Genomic DNA, 13,339 nt, shown 5'->3' with positions numbered 1-13,339 from the left:
CTAGCGCGCCGCCAGTTTCGCGACGAGGCCCGCCATCTCATAGACGGTCGCCTGCTGGTCAAGCGACAGCGCGCGCGCGCTGATCGCCAGCGCGCGGGCACCGTCATAGGCATCGAGCGCTGTTTTCAACGACTCCCCGGTGCGATCGGCGCTCGCCTCGGCAATGAAGGTCGGGACGCGGTCAAGAAACGCCTCATAGCGCGGTTGGGCGGCTTTCAGCGAAAGTGCCTTGGCGAGTTTGGTGCGATGCGCGTTGGCGCGGTCGCCGTCACGCGCGATTGCCGTCATAACGCCATCAAGCGCGGCCATATCCAGCCCAGCATAGCCCAGCGCGCGCCCCGGAGAACCATCGGCAGCGCGCACCAGCGCGCCGATCTCGGCCTCACTTGTTTCGGGAAGTTTGGCGCGCAGCACCCCGGCGAGCGCCTCATCGCTCAACGGATCAAACCGCAACCGGCGGCACCGTGAGCGGATGGTGGGAAGCAATCGGCCCGGCGAATGACTGATCAGCAGAAAAATCGTTCCAGCGGGCGGTTCCTCAAGATTCTTGAGCAGCGCATTCGACGCGCCCGGACGTTCGAGATCGTCGACCGAATCGATTAGGATCACGCGTCGTGGCGACATCGACGGGGTGGTCGCAAACAACGGCTGCAACGCGCGGACCTGTGCAATCGTGATCGATCGGGCGAGATCCTGTCCCGGTTTGTCGGGATCTTTGGGTAGGCGCACCAGCTCACGGTAATCGGGATGGGATCCGGCGGCGATCAGGGCGCGAGTGCGATCATCATCGGGCACGTCAAAGCCAGGCGCCAGCTTGCCGGGATGGGCAGCGTCCACGAGCATGCGTAGCGCAGCAGTCCGGGCGAAACTCGCCTTGCCCACCCCCTGCGGCCCGGTGAACAGCCAGGCATGATGCAAGGCGGATCCCGTCATGGCGGCAAGGAACGCGGCGTGTGCATCGGCATTGCCTTGGGGTATAGTCATGGCAGCAGATCGGCGAGCTGGTGCAGGATGGCGGTGGTGACGGCGTCGGGGCTGGCGGCGGCATTGATCAACCGGCAGCGTTCGGGTTCATCAGTTGCGATCCGCCGAAAGGCAGCGGCAACATCGGCATGAAAGCGGTCGCCGCGCGCCGCAAACCGGTCGGCCGCTGCGCCATCGCGGCTCGCGGCGCGTGCCCGGCCCTCGTCAATGGGCACTTCGAGGATGAGCGTCCGATCGGGCAGGAGTCCGCCGGTGCAGAAGTCATGAATCGCCAGCACCGCGGCGTCATCAATGCCCCCGGCAACGCCTTGATAGGCGCGTGTGCTGTCGATGAAGCGATCGCAGATCACCCATTGTCCGGCTGCGAGTGCCGGCTTGATCCGTTTCTCGATATGGTCGGCGCGGGCAGCGGCGAACAGCAACGTTTCGGTGCGCGCGCTCCAGCGGGTGACATCCCCCTGCATCAGCAGCGCACGGATCGCCTCCGCCCCCTCTGTGCCGCCGGGTTCACGCGTCACCAGCATGTTGATGCCGCGATCGGCGAGCGCCGCTGCCAGCCGCGCCACCTGGGTCGATTTACCGGCCCCTTCGCCGCCTTCCAGCGAAATGAAACGACCGGAGGAGGATCCTGCGTTCACATGCCGAACAGCGAAAGGAAGCCAGCCCAGGCGCGGCCGAAAAACTCCGCTTCGGCAACATCGGTTTCGGCGACCAGCGGCAGATATTGCGGCTCCATATCGGGTGACATCACCATCAGATCGGCGATGTGCTGCCCCTTCTTGATTGGGGCCTTGATCGGGCCGTTATACACCACCCGAAGCTGCAAATCAGGCACGGCACCGCCGGGCAATGTCGCGGTCAGATCGCGGGGCGCGACCAGGTTGACCCGCGTTGACGATCCGCCCTGAACCTCGGCAGTCTCCACCTTGCGACCCGCCTTTACGATCGGCTTGGCCTGCCAGGCGCGAAAGCCCCAGTCCATAAAGCGAACCGATTCCTCGATCCGCTGATTGAAGCTCGTCAGCCCGGCCATCACCATCACCAGTCGGCGTCCGTTCTGTTCGGCCGATCCGGTAAAGCCATAGCCGGCCTCTTCGGTGTGCCCTGTCTTCAGGCCGTCCGCGCCGGCGACCCGACCCAGGATTGGATCACGATTGGCCTGGGTGATCGCCTGGCCCGATCCCATAGTCCGCCCCCAAGTGAAGTTCGGCTTGGAATAGAACTCCTTGTAGAGTTTCGGAAACTTCTGGATTGTCGCAGTCGCCAGCGCAGACAGATCGCGCGCGGTGACATAGGTGATGCCACCATCCGGCCAGCCGTTCGAATTGCCGAAATGGCTGTTGCGCAAGCCGAGCTTCTTGGCCTGTTCGTTCATCCGGGAAACAAAGGCTTCCTCGGTCCCCGAAATACCCTCGGCAAGCACGACGCAGGCGTCGTTGCCGGACAAGGTGATGATTCCATAGAGGAGGTTAGCGACGCTGACATTCTCATTGACTGAAAGGAACATGGTCGAACCCGCTGCAGGACCATGCCATTTCTTCCACGTCTCCGGTCGCACCGCGAAGGTCTGATCGAGCTTCAGCTCGCCCCGGCTGATCATATCGAAGGCGACATAGACCGTCATGATCTTCGCCATCGACGCTGGCGGCATGCGTCGATCGGCAGCCTTGGCATAGAGCACGGCGCCGCTCGACAAATCCTGCATGAACGCGACCGGCGCGGGCGTATCGAACGGAGGCTTTGCCGCCATGGCAGGCGCCGTGATGAGCGACGTTGCGAGCAACAGGGCGGTGGCAGATCTTTTCATCGGGGTGCTATATTCCATCTTCGGGCAAGAAAGGGCGGGTCTTTCAGTCGCGGACGATGCGGGCGTCGGCATAGCCCCGATTGGCGATATCCGCGCGCGCACGATCGGCACTGACCTGGTCCGCATAGGGGCCCAGTCGAACGCGGTAAATGCCACCGTTTGCCTGCACGCTGGCGCCAAGGCTCTGCGCAAGCGCCGTCGCGCGCTCGGGCGACGACAGTGCGGCGATTTGGACGAATAACCCGGTACCGGTGGTTGCTGGCGCGGCAATTGCTGCGGCGCGCCCCGGTACCGGATAGGGCGCGCCTGGAGCGACGCGCGCTGGCCTAGGTTTCGATACGGCGCTGGCAGGGCTCGCATCGCGAGGTGATGACGGTAACCGCTTGCGCAGTGCACGCAGCAACACTGGAGGCGCATCAATTCGCTCGCTGGCGGCACGCCCTTCGCGCAGCGCCGACTGATCGAGGCCGGGTGGGTCAAGCCGACGGACCCGCACCGCAATCATCGTGCTTGACCCAGCGTTGAGCAATTGCGCGGCACCGGGCGATAGCGTGAGTAACCAGCCGTCGCGCGGTGGTGGGCCGTCGGCGATGATGACGATAATCGTCTTGCCGCTATCGAGGCCGGTCAACTCGACAAAGCTGCCTACGGGCAGACCGGCGTGAGTAGCGCTGATTTGCGGTATCTGGCCCAATTCTCCGCCCGCCATCACGGTCGCATATCCGACCGCATCATAGCGGCTGGGGCCGGGCGGTGGCGGCGTGACGTCGTTGGGCGTATATTGCTCGGTAACCGGCGCATTCTGTGGAGCAAGCGTCGCTGCGAACTCGATGTCGCTGCCTCCACCGCATCCGGCGAGCAGCATCGCAATTGCGATCATTCCGGTTGCCCCCATCATCGTTCGTGCCTCAACGTTCAACAGCATCGGCGAGCAGGCCAACCGAAAGCGCGTAAAAATTGGAGCAATTGTAATCAAGGATAACCCGGTAATTGCTCGTCAAGAGATAGCCGGTCTTGCCCGGCCCATCGGGCTCGATCAGCGTCGCTTGCACCTGATCGTTTGGCCAAACCTTATCGAGCGGTATCAGGCCGAGCGCGCGCCATTCGGCAATCGTTTTCCAGCCACTATGCCGTTCGAACACGCGTGCGCAACGCGGCGCAACACTGCGGTTACGGATGGCCTGTCGATCGAGCGTACCGGGCACGGCAACCGCCAATCCCCAAGGCTGCCCTGCCCGCCAACCGGCATTGACGAAGTAATTGGCGATCGAAGCCAGCGTATCGGCCTCATTCGTCCAGATGTCGGCGCGGCCATCGCCATCACCGTCGCGAGCAAGCCGGATATAGACCGATGGCAGGAATTGGGGATTGCCCGTTGCTCCTGCCCAGCTACCTTTCAATTGTTCGCGCGGGACGCCGCGATCGAGCATCTGCAACGTCGCAATGAACTCTGCCGAAAACAGCTCGCGCCGGCGCCCTTCATAGGCAAGCGATGCCAGTGCCCGGGGTAAATCGAAATTGCCGGTGACGGCGCCATAATTGGTTTCATGGCCCCAGATCGCGATCATGATCGATTCCGGTACGCCGGTTTCGCGCTCAATCGCGGCAAGCCGGGGACGGAGCGCCTGATAGGCCTGCCGACCACGGTTGATGCGGGCGCTATCAACATGGCGGGCGCGATAGGGCTCAAAATCGGGCACGGGCGCATTGGGGTTCGCCCCCGGTTGCGCTCGATCGAGCTCGACCACCCGAGGATGATAGGAAAGCGTTGGGACCACGGTGTCGATCGTGGACCGGGAGACGCCGCGCGCTTCTGCCTGTGCGGCCAACGTCTGCAGATAGGCCTGAAAGCCGGCTTCATCCTGCGCCGTCGCACTGGTGCCCATCACCAGCCCACCGATGAGGACCACGATAGCAGTGCTGAGTCGACGAAAGGCGGCGCTCGAACGGGTCATGGCGCTTATGTGCCACAGCGCTTGCGCGCAATGAACCCCTTGCGACGCTGCTATTGCACAAAAGATCATACCCGGCGTAAGGCCCTGCCCATCCTTGGGACAGGTGGCCGAGTGGTTTAAGGCAGCGGTCTTGAAAACCGCCGTGGGTGGAAGCTCACCGTGGGTTCGAATCCCACCCTGTCCGCCAACGACGAGGCATCCGGTGAGGGTGTCGCTACAGCAGCCGTTATAGGGGCTTCCAGCACAGCGCCTTGATTTGGGGGTGGTCGTTGCAGGCGACGCGCGTGATCGACGAATCGTTTTTCACCTGGATCATCCAATCGCCCGACCCTTCGCAGCGTACGTTCCAGAAGGCCAAGCCGTCGCGGCTGCCGGCAAAGAAAGAACGTTTTACATTGGCGCAGGGCTGACCTGATTTGGTCATCAGCTTGCCGAGCATCATGGCGCGGGCAGGGCCCTTCAGCGCGGGAAGGCTTTCGGCAAAGGCGTTGCGCGTCGGGAAGGGCTTTACGGGCGGCGCCACAACGATCTTCTCCTCGCGTGGCAGGCTGGCGATCAGCGAGCCGGCCGCATAGGTCAGCACGACGCCAAAGCCGAGTATCATCAACACCGATTTCAGGCTGAACATCGAAAAGCCATAGCCGCATGCCGGGCACATGGTCGTTTCGTCTCGGACCGAGATCTTACATTTTGGGCAGGCTTTCACCCCCGCACCCCTCAACCGGCCTTGCGCGTGGTCTGATCGAGTTCGATCAGCGCGTCATACGCGTCCTGCCCAATCGGCTCCTGAAACTGGCAACCCGCAGCAAAATCGTCCGACCAGATAATGCTCGCGGCGACGGGGCCAACCTGCGGCAGGGTAAGCCAGATCATCGTCCCAACGCGCAGCGCTGAATAGGTCTGCAGCCGAGCGCCGAATGGTGAGAGATCAACAACGCGGCACAAGGTACGATCGAGCCCGCCCCGCCCGATCCGGGCGTCGAGCGACACCGGCGCGCGCGGGCTGCGGCGCCGTCCGTTTGTTTCAGCAGGCTCGAATTCGGCAGCGAACATTGGCAATCCTCATGGGTGTCATGGGGAAGCCTATCGCGACAGGGCTAACGCGCCGTTAACGACGACGCGTCAGCCGAGGCGTTGTTCTTACTTTTTGCCGAGTGAAAGACCACCAAACCGCTTGTTGAAGCGTGCGACCTGGCCGCCGCTATCCATCAGGCGCGAATTGCCACCGGTCCATGCTGGATGCGCCAGCGGATCGATTTCCAGCGTCATCAGATCGCCTTCCTTGCCCCAGGTCGAGCGCGTCTGATAGCTGGAGCCGTCCGTCATTTGAACGGTGATGAAGTGGTAATCGGGATGGGTATCTTTTTTCACGATGAAAGCCTTTGTCAGTGGCTGGTTACCGACCAGCCGGACGTTTTGGAGGCGCGCGCCTAGCATGGACTGACGAGCGCTGCAATCGGGCGCATCGTTTCGCCTCAAGCGGCAAGGCCGATCAGGGCCGCGCTGTCATTCCATAGCGCCGCACACGCCGCGTCATCGCGCGCCAGTGTCGACGGTTTTCGTTCGATCGCGCGACCCTTTTCCATCGACCAGTATAATCCGCGACCTCCAGCATAGACCGGATCGGTCGCCAGCGCGGCGAGCGCCCGCCCCGATAGCGGCGCTGTGCTGACATGCGAGCCGCGAATGACGACCGGGAGGACGTTGCGGAACAGCCAGTTGATCAGCGGACCATAGCTGCGGGCGAGCCCCGTGCCGGGAACGAAGCCCGGATCGAATGCGAGGATCGTCAGATCCGGCCGATCGCTTCGTCGGTGCGCTAGTTCGCGGATCGTCATCAGGTTGCACAGTTTCGACGTCGAATAGGCCCGACGGCCAGCGACCCCCGCTGCCTTGTCGAGCTCAGGATCGCGTTCGGGATAGGCCAAGCGTTCGGCATTGGCATGGCGCGGGGCGGGAATGCCGGTTTCTTCGGCAGGATCATGCGTGCCGCTCGATGTCAGGATGATCCGGCCTGACGGGGAAATATGGTCGGCGACCCGACGGGCCAGCAGATAATGTGCAAGATGATTAGTGGCGAAGGTCAGTTCGAACCCTTGGGCGCTGCGCTGTGGTGCGTTCAATTGGATTCCGGCATTGCCGATAAGCACATCAATTGGCCCCAGCGCGATAGCCTCGTCTGCAAAATGGTCGACGCTCGCCAGATCGGCCAGATCGAGCGGCAATGCCTTAACCCTTCCCGCCAACGCGACAGGAAGAGCGCTCGGCTGCCGGACGCCGATGATCAGCGAAACATCTGGCATCGCGATCAATGTCTTAGCTGCCGCCAGCCCAATTCCGCTGGTTGCCCCGGTCATCACAATGCGCATAGCAGTTCCTTAGTTGGTCAACCGACCAATAGGTGAAATCGGCGCGGGGATCAACCAGGCAGTCGGACTTGCCATTACCTACAGAAGCCGAGGCTCTCGCGCCGACGTCACGGTGGCCTGTTCCAGGATGTCCCCTGCTGTGTCGATGGGAAACTGGGGATCGTTGATCCATGCGAGCATGATGCCGTCGAATGCCGCCTTCAGCGTCGCTGCAATAGCCAGATCGCTCGTCTCGGCGATGGTCTCTCCCCGTGCAGCGGCGAACACCAGAGCCACTTCCTCGATTGCCGCGCGATTGATTGCGCCCATCGCCGATGCCAGCGCGGGATCGGTCATCGCCCGCGCTGCCAGCGCTAGCCGGACTTTGAAAAAATCGCGATCTGGCTGGATGGCTTCGCGCGCGGCCGCAAAAAAGGCTTCAATCTGTTTGTGTGGCGGCGTGGCCAGGCGCCGGTCCCGGTTTCGGGCAAGATAATCTTCCAGCCCTCGGTGTAGCGCCGCTTCCAGCATCGCTTCCTTGGTGGCGAAGTGATAATGAACCAGCCCGGACGTCACCCCCGCCTCGGCGGCGATGACTTTCACGCTCGCCGCTTCCAGCCCCTCGCGCGCCACCACGCGAAAGGCAGCGTCGATCAGCCGATCGCGAGTGGATGTGGCGGATGGGATAGCGGCGATCGACATTGTTGGCGTTACCACCCGGTCGGCTTGCCCTTGTTCTGCGTGTCGAGCCATTTCTTCAACGGCGCGAAATAAGCCGCCATCGGTTTTGCGGACATTTCCCGGCTGCCGGTAAAGGCCTGCAGCGCGTCGGGCCAAGGCTTTGATTGGCCAAATTCCAGCATCGCGTTCAGCCGCTGGCCAACATCCTTGTTGCCGAAAAAGGAACAGCGATGGAGGGGACCCTTCCACCCGGCCTGCTTGCATGCTGCCTCATAAAACTGGAATTGCAGCAATCTTGCGAGGAAATAGCGCGTGTAAGGCACCGCCGCGGGCACGTGATATTTCGCACCGGGATCGAATCGCGTGTCATCGCGCTCTACCGGGGGTACGATACCCTGATACTTCAGCCGCATCGCGTTCCACGCGCTTTCATAGGCCTGTGGCTTGATCTCACCCGAATAGACCCCCCAGCGCCAGCGATCGATAAGCAGGCCGAAGGGAAGAAACGCGACCTTGTCCATCGCCTGTTTCAGCAACAGGCCGATGTCCTTGTCCGGGCTCGGTACCTTTTCTTTTGCCAGCAGGCCGATATCGACGAGATATTGCGGTGTGATCGACAGCGCGACGAAATCGCCGATCGCTTCATGGAAGCCGTCATTTGCGCCATTTTTGTAGAGATAGGGCTGCGCCTTGTAGGCCCGCTGATAGTAGTTGTGGCCAAGCTCATGGTGGATCGTGACGAAATCGTCGCCGTTGACCTTGGTGCACATTTTGATCCGGATATCGTGCTGATTGTCGAGATCCCATGCCGACGCGTGGCAGATGACCTCTCGGTCAGCGGGCTTGGTAATCTGTGATCGCGCCCAGAACGTGTCCGGCAGCGGTGCAAGGCCGAGCGAGGAATAGAACCCCTCCCCTGCGCGCACCATCTTGATGGGGTCGAAACCCTTTTCCTTCAGCAGCTCGCCGGTATCGAAGCCCAGGTCACCCGCGCCTTTTGGTGCGACGAGTTCATAGATATTGCCCCACTCTTGCGCCCACATATTGCCGAGCAGATCGGCGCGGATCGGCCCCGTTTTTGGCTGGACCGCATCGCCATATTTCTCGTTCAGCTTGGTGCGCGTATAGGCGTGGAGCGCGCGGTACAGTGGCTCGACTTCGCGCCACAGCTTTTCCGTCAGCGCGGCGAATTCTTCCGGGCTCATGTCATAGCCTGAACGCCACATCGCACCGACATCGGTATAGCCAAGCTCGACGGCGCCCTTGTTGGCGATCTCCACCCCGCGGGCATAATCGGCATGCATCTGTGCGCCGACATTGTCGTGCCAGCTGACCCACATTTCCTTCAGCTTGGCGGGATCGCGCTCGGTGCCCATCGCGGCCTCGATATCGCTGCCGTTGATCGGCTTGCCATCAAGTGTGCCCTTGCCCTTGCCATATTGAGAGGACATCCGCGTCACGATCGTCGCGAGTTCGGTCGCGGCGCCGGGCATGGTCGGCGCTGGCAGCGAAATGCCACCGCGCAGCAGATCGAGCTTGCGGCGCGTATCGGGCGATAGCCCGGCAGCCTTTTGAAATTGCGCCGCCTCCAGCGCGAGCTTCACCGATAGCTCGGTGCCTTGCGCATTGCTCTTGGCGGCAAGTGCGTCGGTATCATCGGTGATATAGGTGGCGTTGATCCACTGCGTGCGATTGGCATCGAGCGAGAAATCGGCGAGTTGTTTTTCGGCATCCGCAATGAACGCGTCCGCCGCAGCGGCAGTCGGCACCGTCGGTTCAGCCTGCTGCGCGATGGCCGGTGCAGTGACGAGCGCGGCGGCAAATGCCAGAGTGGAGATTCCGGTGCGGATCATTGGCTTTCCTCGATAAGCGATACTGTTGGCGCGCAAGTGAGCAGCCACGGCCTGTGACGTCAAGCGGCCAGAAATTCTGCGATTGCCTGGCCCAGTTCGGGCTTCACCACAGCGCTCATGTGGTTGCCTGGGACAATGACATAAGTCGCCATGGGCAACGCCTTCGCCAGCGCCTCGGCCGATCCGTTATCGAAATCATCGGCGCCCGACAGCACGAGCACGGATTGCGTGATCCCCGCCAGTTCGGCGTCAGTCATATTGACGAACGTATCGAGGATATGGACCAGCGCCTTGGCATCGCCGCCGCTGGTTTTCAGGAAAGCCTCCGCCAGCCATTCGGGCGTACCGCGCTCGAAGCTGCCCGGATTGGTGAGGATGTTGCGGAAAAATTCGCTGCGCTTGCCCGTCTGCGTCAGCCCCTCAAATCCCATGCCCGAGATGACGACGCGCCGCGGGGTCGCGCCCAGCGCGAGCATGCGCGCGGTGGTCCGCCCGCCAAGCGAGTAACCGCCGAGATCATAATCAGTCAGACCCAAATGCGTGACGAGTGCCAATCCGTCCTTTGCAAGCGCATCGGGCGGATAAGCGGTGGGGTCATGCGGCCTGGCGCTCCCCCCATGCGCGCGCAGATCGGGCATGATGACGCGAAAGCCCCTCGCCGCAATCGACTCGGCATGGCCGTAGCGGATCCAGTTGGTCTGTGCGTCGGAGAAGAAGCCATGGAGGAGCACCACCGGCCGCCCCTCCCCCATTTCACGCCAGACAAGCTCGGCACCGTCGAAACCGGCGAAACGATGGATCTTGGGGGTGGTCATCGTTTCACCAAGCTCGTCCGCCAGGCTGCGACATCGTCGGGCTGGGTGTCGAACGCAGGTACATCCTTGGCGATCGCGATGCCCGGTTGTATCTTGGACATCCAGAGATGCCCCATCGGTTCGATCCCCACAGTGTCATCAAGCGTGCCCACTTTCAGCGACGCCGCCGCGCTATCCTCGCTACCGCGGTGCCACAGTCGCGTCCCGCAGTTTGCGCAGAAATAGCAGAGCTTGCGCGCGCCGCTGAACGCGACCGTCTCGAACATCGCGGGATCGCCGGTCCAGCGCAGATTAGCCGTGTCGATGGCTACCGACATCGAAAAGGCGCTCGCCGACTGCTTCTTGCACTCGCCGCAATGGCAGGAATAGGCGGCGGGCAACGCACCCTCGAGACTATAGCGAACCGCGCCGCACTGGCAGCCGCCGGTGATTGCCAAGTTCAGGCAGCCTTCTTCAAATGCCGCCGACCGAGCAACTCGGCGATCTGCACCGCGTTCAGCGCCGCGCCCTTGCGTAGATTGTCGGACACGCACCAAAGCACCAGACCGTTATCGACGGTCGGGTCTTCCCGCACGCGACTGACGAACGTCGCATAATCGCCGACGCATTCGATCGGGGTGACGTAGCCGCCGTTTTCCCGCTTATCGACCAGCATCACACCGGGGGCCTCGCGGAGGATGCTTTGCGCCTTCTTCGCCGAAATCTCGTTCTCGAACTCGATTGTGATCGCCTCCGAATGGCCGACAAACACGGGCACGCGCACGCACGTCGCCACCACTTTGATCTTGGGATCGAGGATCTTCTTCGTCTCGACCACCATCTTCCATTCTTCCTTGGTGAAGCCGTCGTCAAGAAAGCTGTCGATATGCGGGATCACGTTGAACGCGATCTGCTTGGTGAACTTGTGCGGCTCGGCGCTGTCACCGACGAAAATGTTGCGGCTCTGTTCGAACAGCTCGTCCATGCCCGACTTCCCAGCACCCGATACCGATTGATAGGTCGAGACGACGACGCGCTTGATCGTCGCGTAATCATGCAGCGGCTTCAGCGCGACGACCATCTGCGCGGTCGAGCAATTGGGGTTGGCGATGATGTTCTTGCGGCGGTAGCCGTCGATGTCCTGCGGGTTCACCTCGGGCACGATCAACGGCACATCGGGGTCCATCCGGTATTCCGATGCGTTGTCGATGACCGTACAACCAGCCGCCGCAAAACGCGGAGCGTGCAGCCGCGATCCTTCGGATCCGATCGCAAACAGCGCCATGTCCCAGCCGGTCGGGTCGAAATGCTCGAGGCTTTGCACCTTGAGCATCCGGCCGCTGTCGCCGAAATCGATCTCCGTGCCCTGGCTGCGCGACGACGCCACCGCAGCGACATCCGCCAGCGGGAATTCGCGTTCAGCGAGAATGTTGAGCATTTCGCGCCCGACATTGCCTGTCGCGCCGACAACGACGATCCGGTACCCCATAACTCGCTCCAAAACTTACGTAAGGCGGTCGCATACGCCTCAGTGCATTTTTGTCCAGCGCGGATGTCAGCCGGGCTGGGGGGGCGGGTGCCGGAACGGCTGCCATTTGAGATAGGACAGGCTGCGCCACAGCCATTCGAGCGGCCCCATCGCGAAATAGCGCACCCAGATGTTGGCGACGACGAGCAGGCCAACGAACATTGCAGCTGCAATACCGGTCATCTCCGCCCAGCCAAATCGCCCCCACAGGTTGAAACCATAGGGGGAGAACAGGATGTGCAGCCCGATAATCTGCTCAATGTAGTAAAGCGAAAACGCTGTCCGGCCCGCCGCGCGGAACGGCGACAGGATCAGCCACCCGGCGCGCGACTTCACGAGCAAATTGAATAGTGCCAAATGCCCCACGCCCACTGCCAGCCGCGCGAATTCGGCGGTGATCCAGATCGTTTTCGGTTGCGGCGAGAACGCCATGATCTCCTGCGCGCCCATCCAGCGCGCCGTAATGCCGAAACCGTACGCAAGTCCTCCGAGGATCAGATAGAATAGCGCACTGCGCTGCCCCTGAATGATCCCCCATTTCCACATCGCGACGCCAATCAGCATCGCACAGAATGCTTCGACGACGGTCAGCCAGAAAAACCCGCCAAGCCAGAAAAATTCGACCCATTGGCCCCACATCAACTGGGCATAGGCAAGGGCACCGCCCTGATGCGCCTTCTTTTCGTCTGCGATCTTCTTGGCATCTTCCTTAGACAGTTTGAACCGGTCGAGCTTCTTCTGCCACTCGGCGAGCACCGTCGCTTCGGCTTTGGTTAGGGGCGTGTTGGTCGCCTTGTGCTGCTGTGCGATCGTAACCTGCCCCACCAGCGATGCCCGGCTCGAATATTCGATTGCCCCACCGACCGCCGTTACCAGCGCAAAGCTGAGCCCCAAACCAAGCAGCACACGCGGCCCGAGCGTGCGGAACGGAAACAGGAACAGCCCAGCCACGGCATAAACCGACAGAATGTCGCCAACCCACAGCACCAGAAAAATGTCGATCGCGCCAAACAGCAGCAGCCACATCGTCCGCCGCATATAAAGATCGGCGATCGCGACGGGGCCGTCCGGGGCCATCGCCTTGGTGGCGATCACCATCATGCCCGCGCCGAACAGGAATTCGAGCAGGCAGCGCTGGGTGCCCTCAAACAGGATCTGGATCGTCGCCCAGCTCGTCTGATCGGCGGCAGACCAGCCGATCAGCCGGATATCGGCAAACTGAGCATAGGTCGACGCGGCTTGGAACGGGATGTTCATGAAGAAGATGCCCAGGATCGCAAACCCGCGCATCATATCGAGCACATCGATACGCGCCTTGCCGCGCACTGGTGCCAGTTCCGTCGCTGCCGTCATTACGTCCCCCCGAACGATCGGAGGGACGCTAGGTTA

The 13,339-nt window shown here is 62.0% G+C and carries 15 protein-coding genes and 1 tRNA gene; 1 reads left to right on the top strand and 15 read right to left on the bottom strand.

The window, feature by feature from the left end:
* From B7Y49_RS01050 to B7Y49_RS01030, 5 genes are read right to left on the bottom strand one after another with little or no spacing between them, the layout of a single operon-like run.
* A complete protein-coding gene (locus B7Y49_RS01050; protein WP_374125704.1) occupies window positions 1–984 on the bottom strand; it encodes an AAA family ATPase in 984 nt (327 codons plus the stop codon).
* Entirely contained in the window at window positions 981–1,622 is a 642-nt protein-coding gene (gene tmk / locus B7Y49_RS01045) for a dTMP kinase (protein ID WP_374125703.1), read from the bottom strand. Before tmk ends, B7Y49_RS01050 begins: the two co-directional genes overlap by 4 nt.
* Window positions 1,619–2,791: a D-alanyl-D-alanine carboxypeptidase family protein gene (locus B7Y49_RS01040; RefSeq protein WP_374125702.1), complete on the bottom strand. Its 1,173-nt coding sequence runs from the start codon at window positions 2,789–2,791 to the stop codon at window positions 1,619–1,621. Before B7Y49_RS01040 ends, tmk begins: the two co-directional genes overlap by 4 nt.
* A gap of 43 nt (window positions 2,792–2,834) precedes the next feature.
* Window positions 2,835–3,716, bottom strand: coding sequence for an SPOR domain-containing protein (locus tag B7Y49_RS01035; RefSeq protein ID WP_374125701.1), 882 nt, complete (start codon window positions 3,714–3,716; stop codon window positions 2,835–2,837).
* The gene (locus B7Y49_RS01030) at window positions 3,700–4,677 is read right to left on the bottom strand and encodes a lytic transglycosylase domain-containing protein (RefSeq protein ID WP_374125801.1); all 978 of its coding nucleotides are present in this window, start codon (window positions 4,675–4,677) and stop codon (window positions 3,700–3,702) included. Before B7Y49_RS01030 ends, B7Y49_RS01035 begins: the two co-directional genes overlap by 17 nt.
* A 166-nt stretch (window positions 4,678–4,843) precedes the next feature.
* Here B7Y49_RS01030 and B7Y49_RS01025 point away from each other — a divergent pair.
* A tRNA-Ser gene (locus tag B7Y49_RS01025) sits at window positions 4,844–4,933 on the top strand.
* Between the two features lie 39 nt (window positions 4,934–4,972).
* On the opposite strand, the gene B7Y49_RS01020 is transcribed toward B7Y49_RS01025, so the two are convergent.
* From B7Y49_RS01020 to B7Y49_RS00975, 10 genes are all read right to left on the bottom strand, one after another.
* Window positions 4,973–5,374 (bottom strand): hypothetical protein, encoded by a 402-nt coding sequence (locus B7Y49_RS01020; RefSeq protein WP_374125700.1) that lies wholly within the window; start codon window positions 5,372–5,374, stop codon window positions 4,973–4,975.
* Window positions 5,375–5,463: 89 nt separating this feature from the next.
* Window positions 5,464–5,799 (bottom strand): PilZ domain-containing protein, encoded by a 336-nt coding sequence (locus tag B7Y49_RS01015; RefSeq protein WP_374125699.1) that lies wholly within the window; start codon window positions 5,797–5,799, stop codon window positions 5,464–5,466.
* Between the two features lie 87 nt (window positions 5,800–5,886).
* On the bottom strand, window positions 5,887–6,117 hold the full coding sequence (gene rpmE / locus B7Y49_RS01010) for a 50S ribosomal protein L31 (protein ID WP_374125698.1): 231 nt from the start codon (window positions 6,115–6,117) through the stop codon (window positions 5,887–5,889).
* Between the two features lie 104 nt (window positions 6,118–6,221).
* Complete coding sequence (locus tag B7Y49_RS01005) at window positions 6,222–7,115, bottom strand: SDR family NAD(P)-dependent oxidoreductase (protein ID WP_374125697.1); 894 nt, start codon at window positions 7,113–7,115, stop codon at window positions 6,222–6,224.
* 78 nt (window positions 7,116–7,193) lie between these two features.
* Window positions 7,194–7,811, bottom strand: coding sequence for a TetR/AcrR family transcriptional regulator (locus tag B7Y49_RS01000; RefSeq protein ID WP_374125696.1), 618 nt, complete (start codon window positions 7,809–7,811; stop codon window positions 7,194–7,196).
* Complete coding sequence (locus B7Y49_RS00995; RefSeq protein ID WP_374125695.1) at window positions 7,805–9,628, bottom strand: M2 family metallopeptidase; 1,824 nt, start codon at window positions 9,626–9,628, stop codon at window positions 7,805–7,807. The genes B7Y49_RS01000 and B7Y49_RS00995 overlap by 7 nt, the downstream gene beginning before the upstream one ends.
* A gap of 59 nt (window positions 9,629–9,687) precedes the next feature.
* Window positions 9,688–10,443, bottom strand: coding sequence for an alpha/beta fold hydrolase (locus tag B7Y49_RS00990; protein WP_374125694.1), 756 nt, complete (start codon window positions 10,441–10,443; stop codon window positions 9,688–9,690).
* On the bottom strand, window positions 10,440–10,880 hold the full coding sequence (locus tag B7Y49_RS00985; protein WP_374125693.1) for a GFA family protein: 441 nt from the start codon (window positions 10,878–10,880) through the stop codon (window positions 10,440–10,442). The genes B7Y49_RS00990 and B7Y49_RS00985 overlap by 4 nt, the downstream gene beginning before the upstream one ends.
* A 2-nt stretch (window positions 10,881–10,882) precedes the next feature.
* Window positions 10,883–11,911, bottom strand: coding sequence for an aspartate-semialdehyde dehydrogenase (locus tag B7Y49_RS00980; protein WP_374125692.1), 1,029 nt, complete (start codon window positions 11,909–11,911; stop codon window positions 10,883–10,885).
* A gap of 66 nt (window positions 11,912–11,977) precedes the next feature.
* Window positions 11,978–13,303, bottom strand: coding sequence for a DUF418 domain-containing protein (locus B7Y49_RS00975; RefSeq protein ID WP_374125691.1), 1,326 nt, complete (start codon window positions 13,301–13,303; stop codon window positions 11,978–11,980).
* Window positions 13,304–13,339: the final 36 nt, after the last annotated feature.

It is taken from the genome of Sphingomonas sp. 28-62-11 (assembly GCF_002278865.1).
In the GTDB taxonomy this organism is placed as follows: domain Bacteria; phylum Pseudomonadota; class Alphaproteobacteria; order Sphingomonadales; family Sphingomonadaceae; genus Sphingomonas.
The sequence above is the reverse complement of the archived record's forward strand: the minus strand, read 5'-3'. Positions and strand labels throughout refer to the sequence as shown.

What these genes read in the sequence shown, in the direction of transcription:
- B7Y49_RS00995 (WP_374125695.1), bottom strand. Translation starts at nt 9,628, where the DNA reads ATGATCCGCACCGGAATCTCCACTCTGGCATTTGCCGCCGCGCTCGTC.
- B7Y49_RS00975 (WP_374125691.1), bottom strand. Translation starts at nt 13,303, where the DNA reads ATGACGGCAGCGACGGAACTGGCACCAGTGCGCGGCAAGGCGCGTATC.
- B7Y49_RS01040 (WP_374125702.1), bottom strand. Translation starts at nt 2,791, where the DNA reads ATGAAAAGATCTGCCACCGCCCTGTTGCTCGCAACGTCGCTCATCACG.
- B7Y49_RS00980 (WP_374125692.1), bottom strand. Translation starts at nt 11,911, where the DNA reads ATGGGGTACCGGATCGTCGTTGTCGGCGCGACAGGCAATGTCGGGCGC.
- B7Y49_RS01050 (WP_374125704.1), bottom strand. Translation starts at nt 984, where the DNA reads ATGACTATACCCCAAGGCAATGCCGATGCACACGCCGCGTTCCTTGCC.
- B7Y49_RS01035 (WP_374125701.1), bottom strand. Translation starts at nt 3,716, where the DNA reads ATGCTGTTGAACGTTGAGGCACGAACGATGATGGGGGCAACCGGAATG.
- B7Y49_RS01020 (WP_374125700.1), bottom strand. Translation starts at nt 5,374, where the DNA reads ATGTTCAGCCTGAAATCGGTGTTGATGATACTCGGCTTTGGCGTCGTG.
- B7Y49_RS01005 (WP_374125697.1), bottom strand. Translation starts at nt 7,115, where the DNA reads ATGCGCATTGTGATGACCGGGGCAACCAGCGGAATTGGGCTGGCGGCA.
- B7Y49_RS01030 (WP_374125801.1), bottom strand. Translation starts at nt 4,677, where the DNA reads ATGGGCACCAGTGCGACGGCGCAGGATGAAGCCGGCTTTCAGGCCTAT.
- B7Y49_RS01015 (WP_374125699.1), bottom strand. Translation starts at nt 5,799, where the DNA reads ATGTTCGCTGCCGAATTCGAGCCTGCTGAAACAAACGGACGGCGCCGC.
- B7Y49_RS00990 (WP_374125694.1), bottom strand. Translation starts at nt 10,443, where the DNA reads ATGACCACCCCCAAGATCCATCGTTTCGCCGGTTTCGACGGTGCCGAG.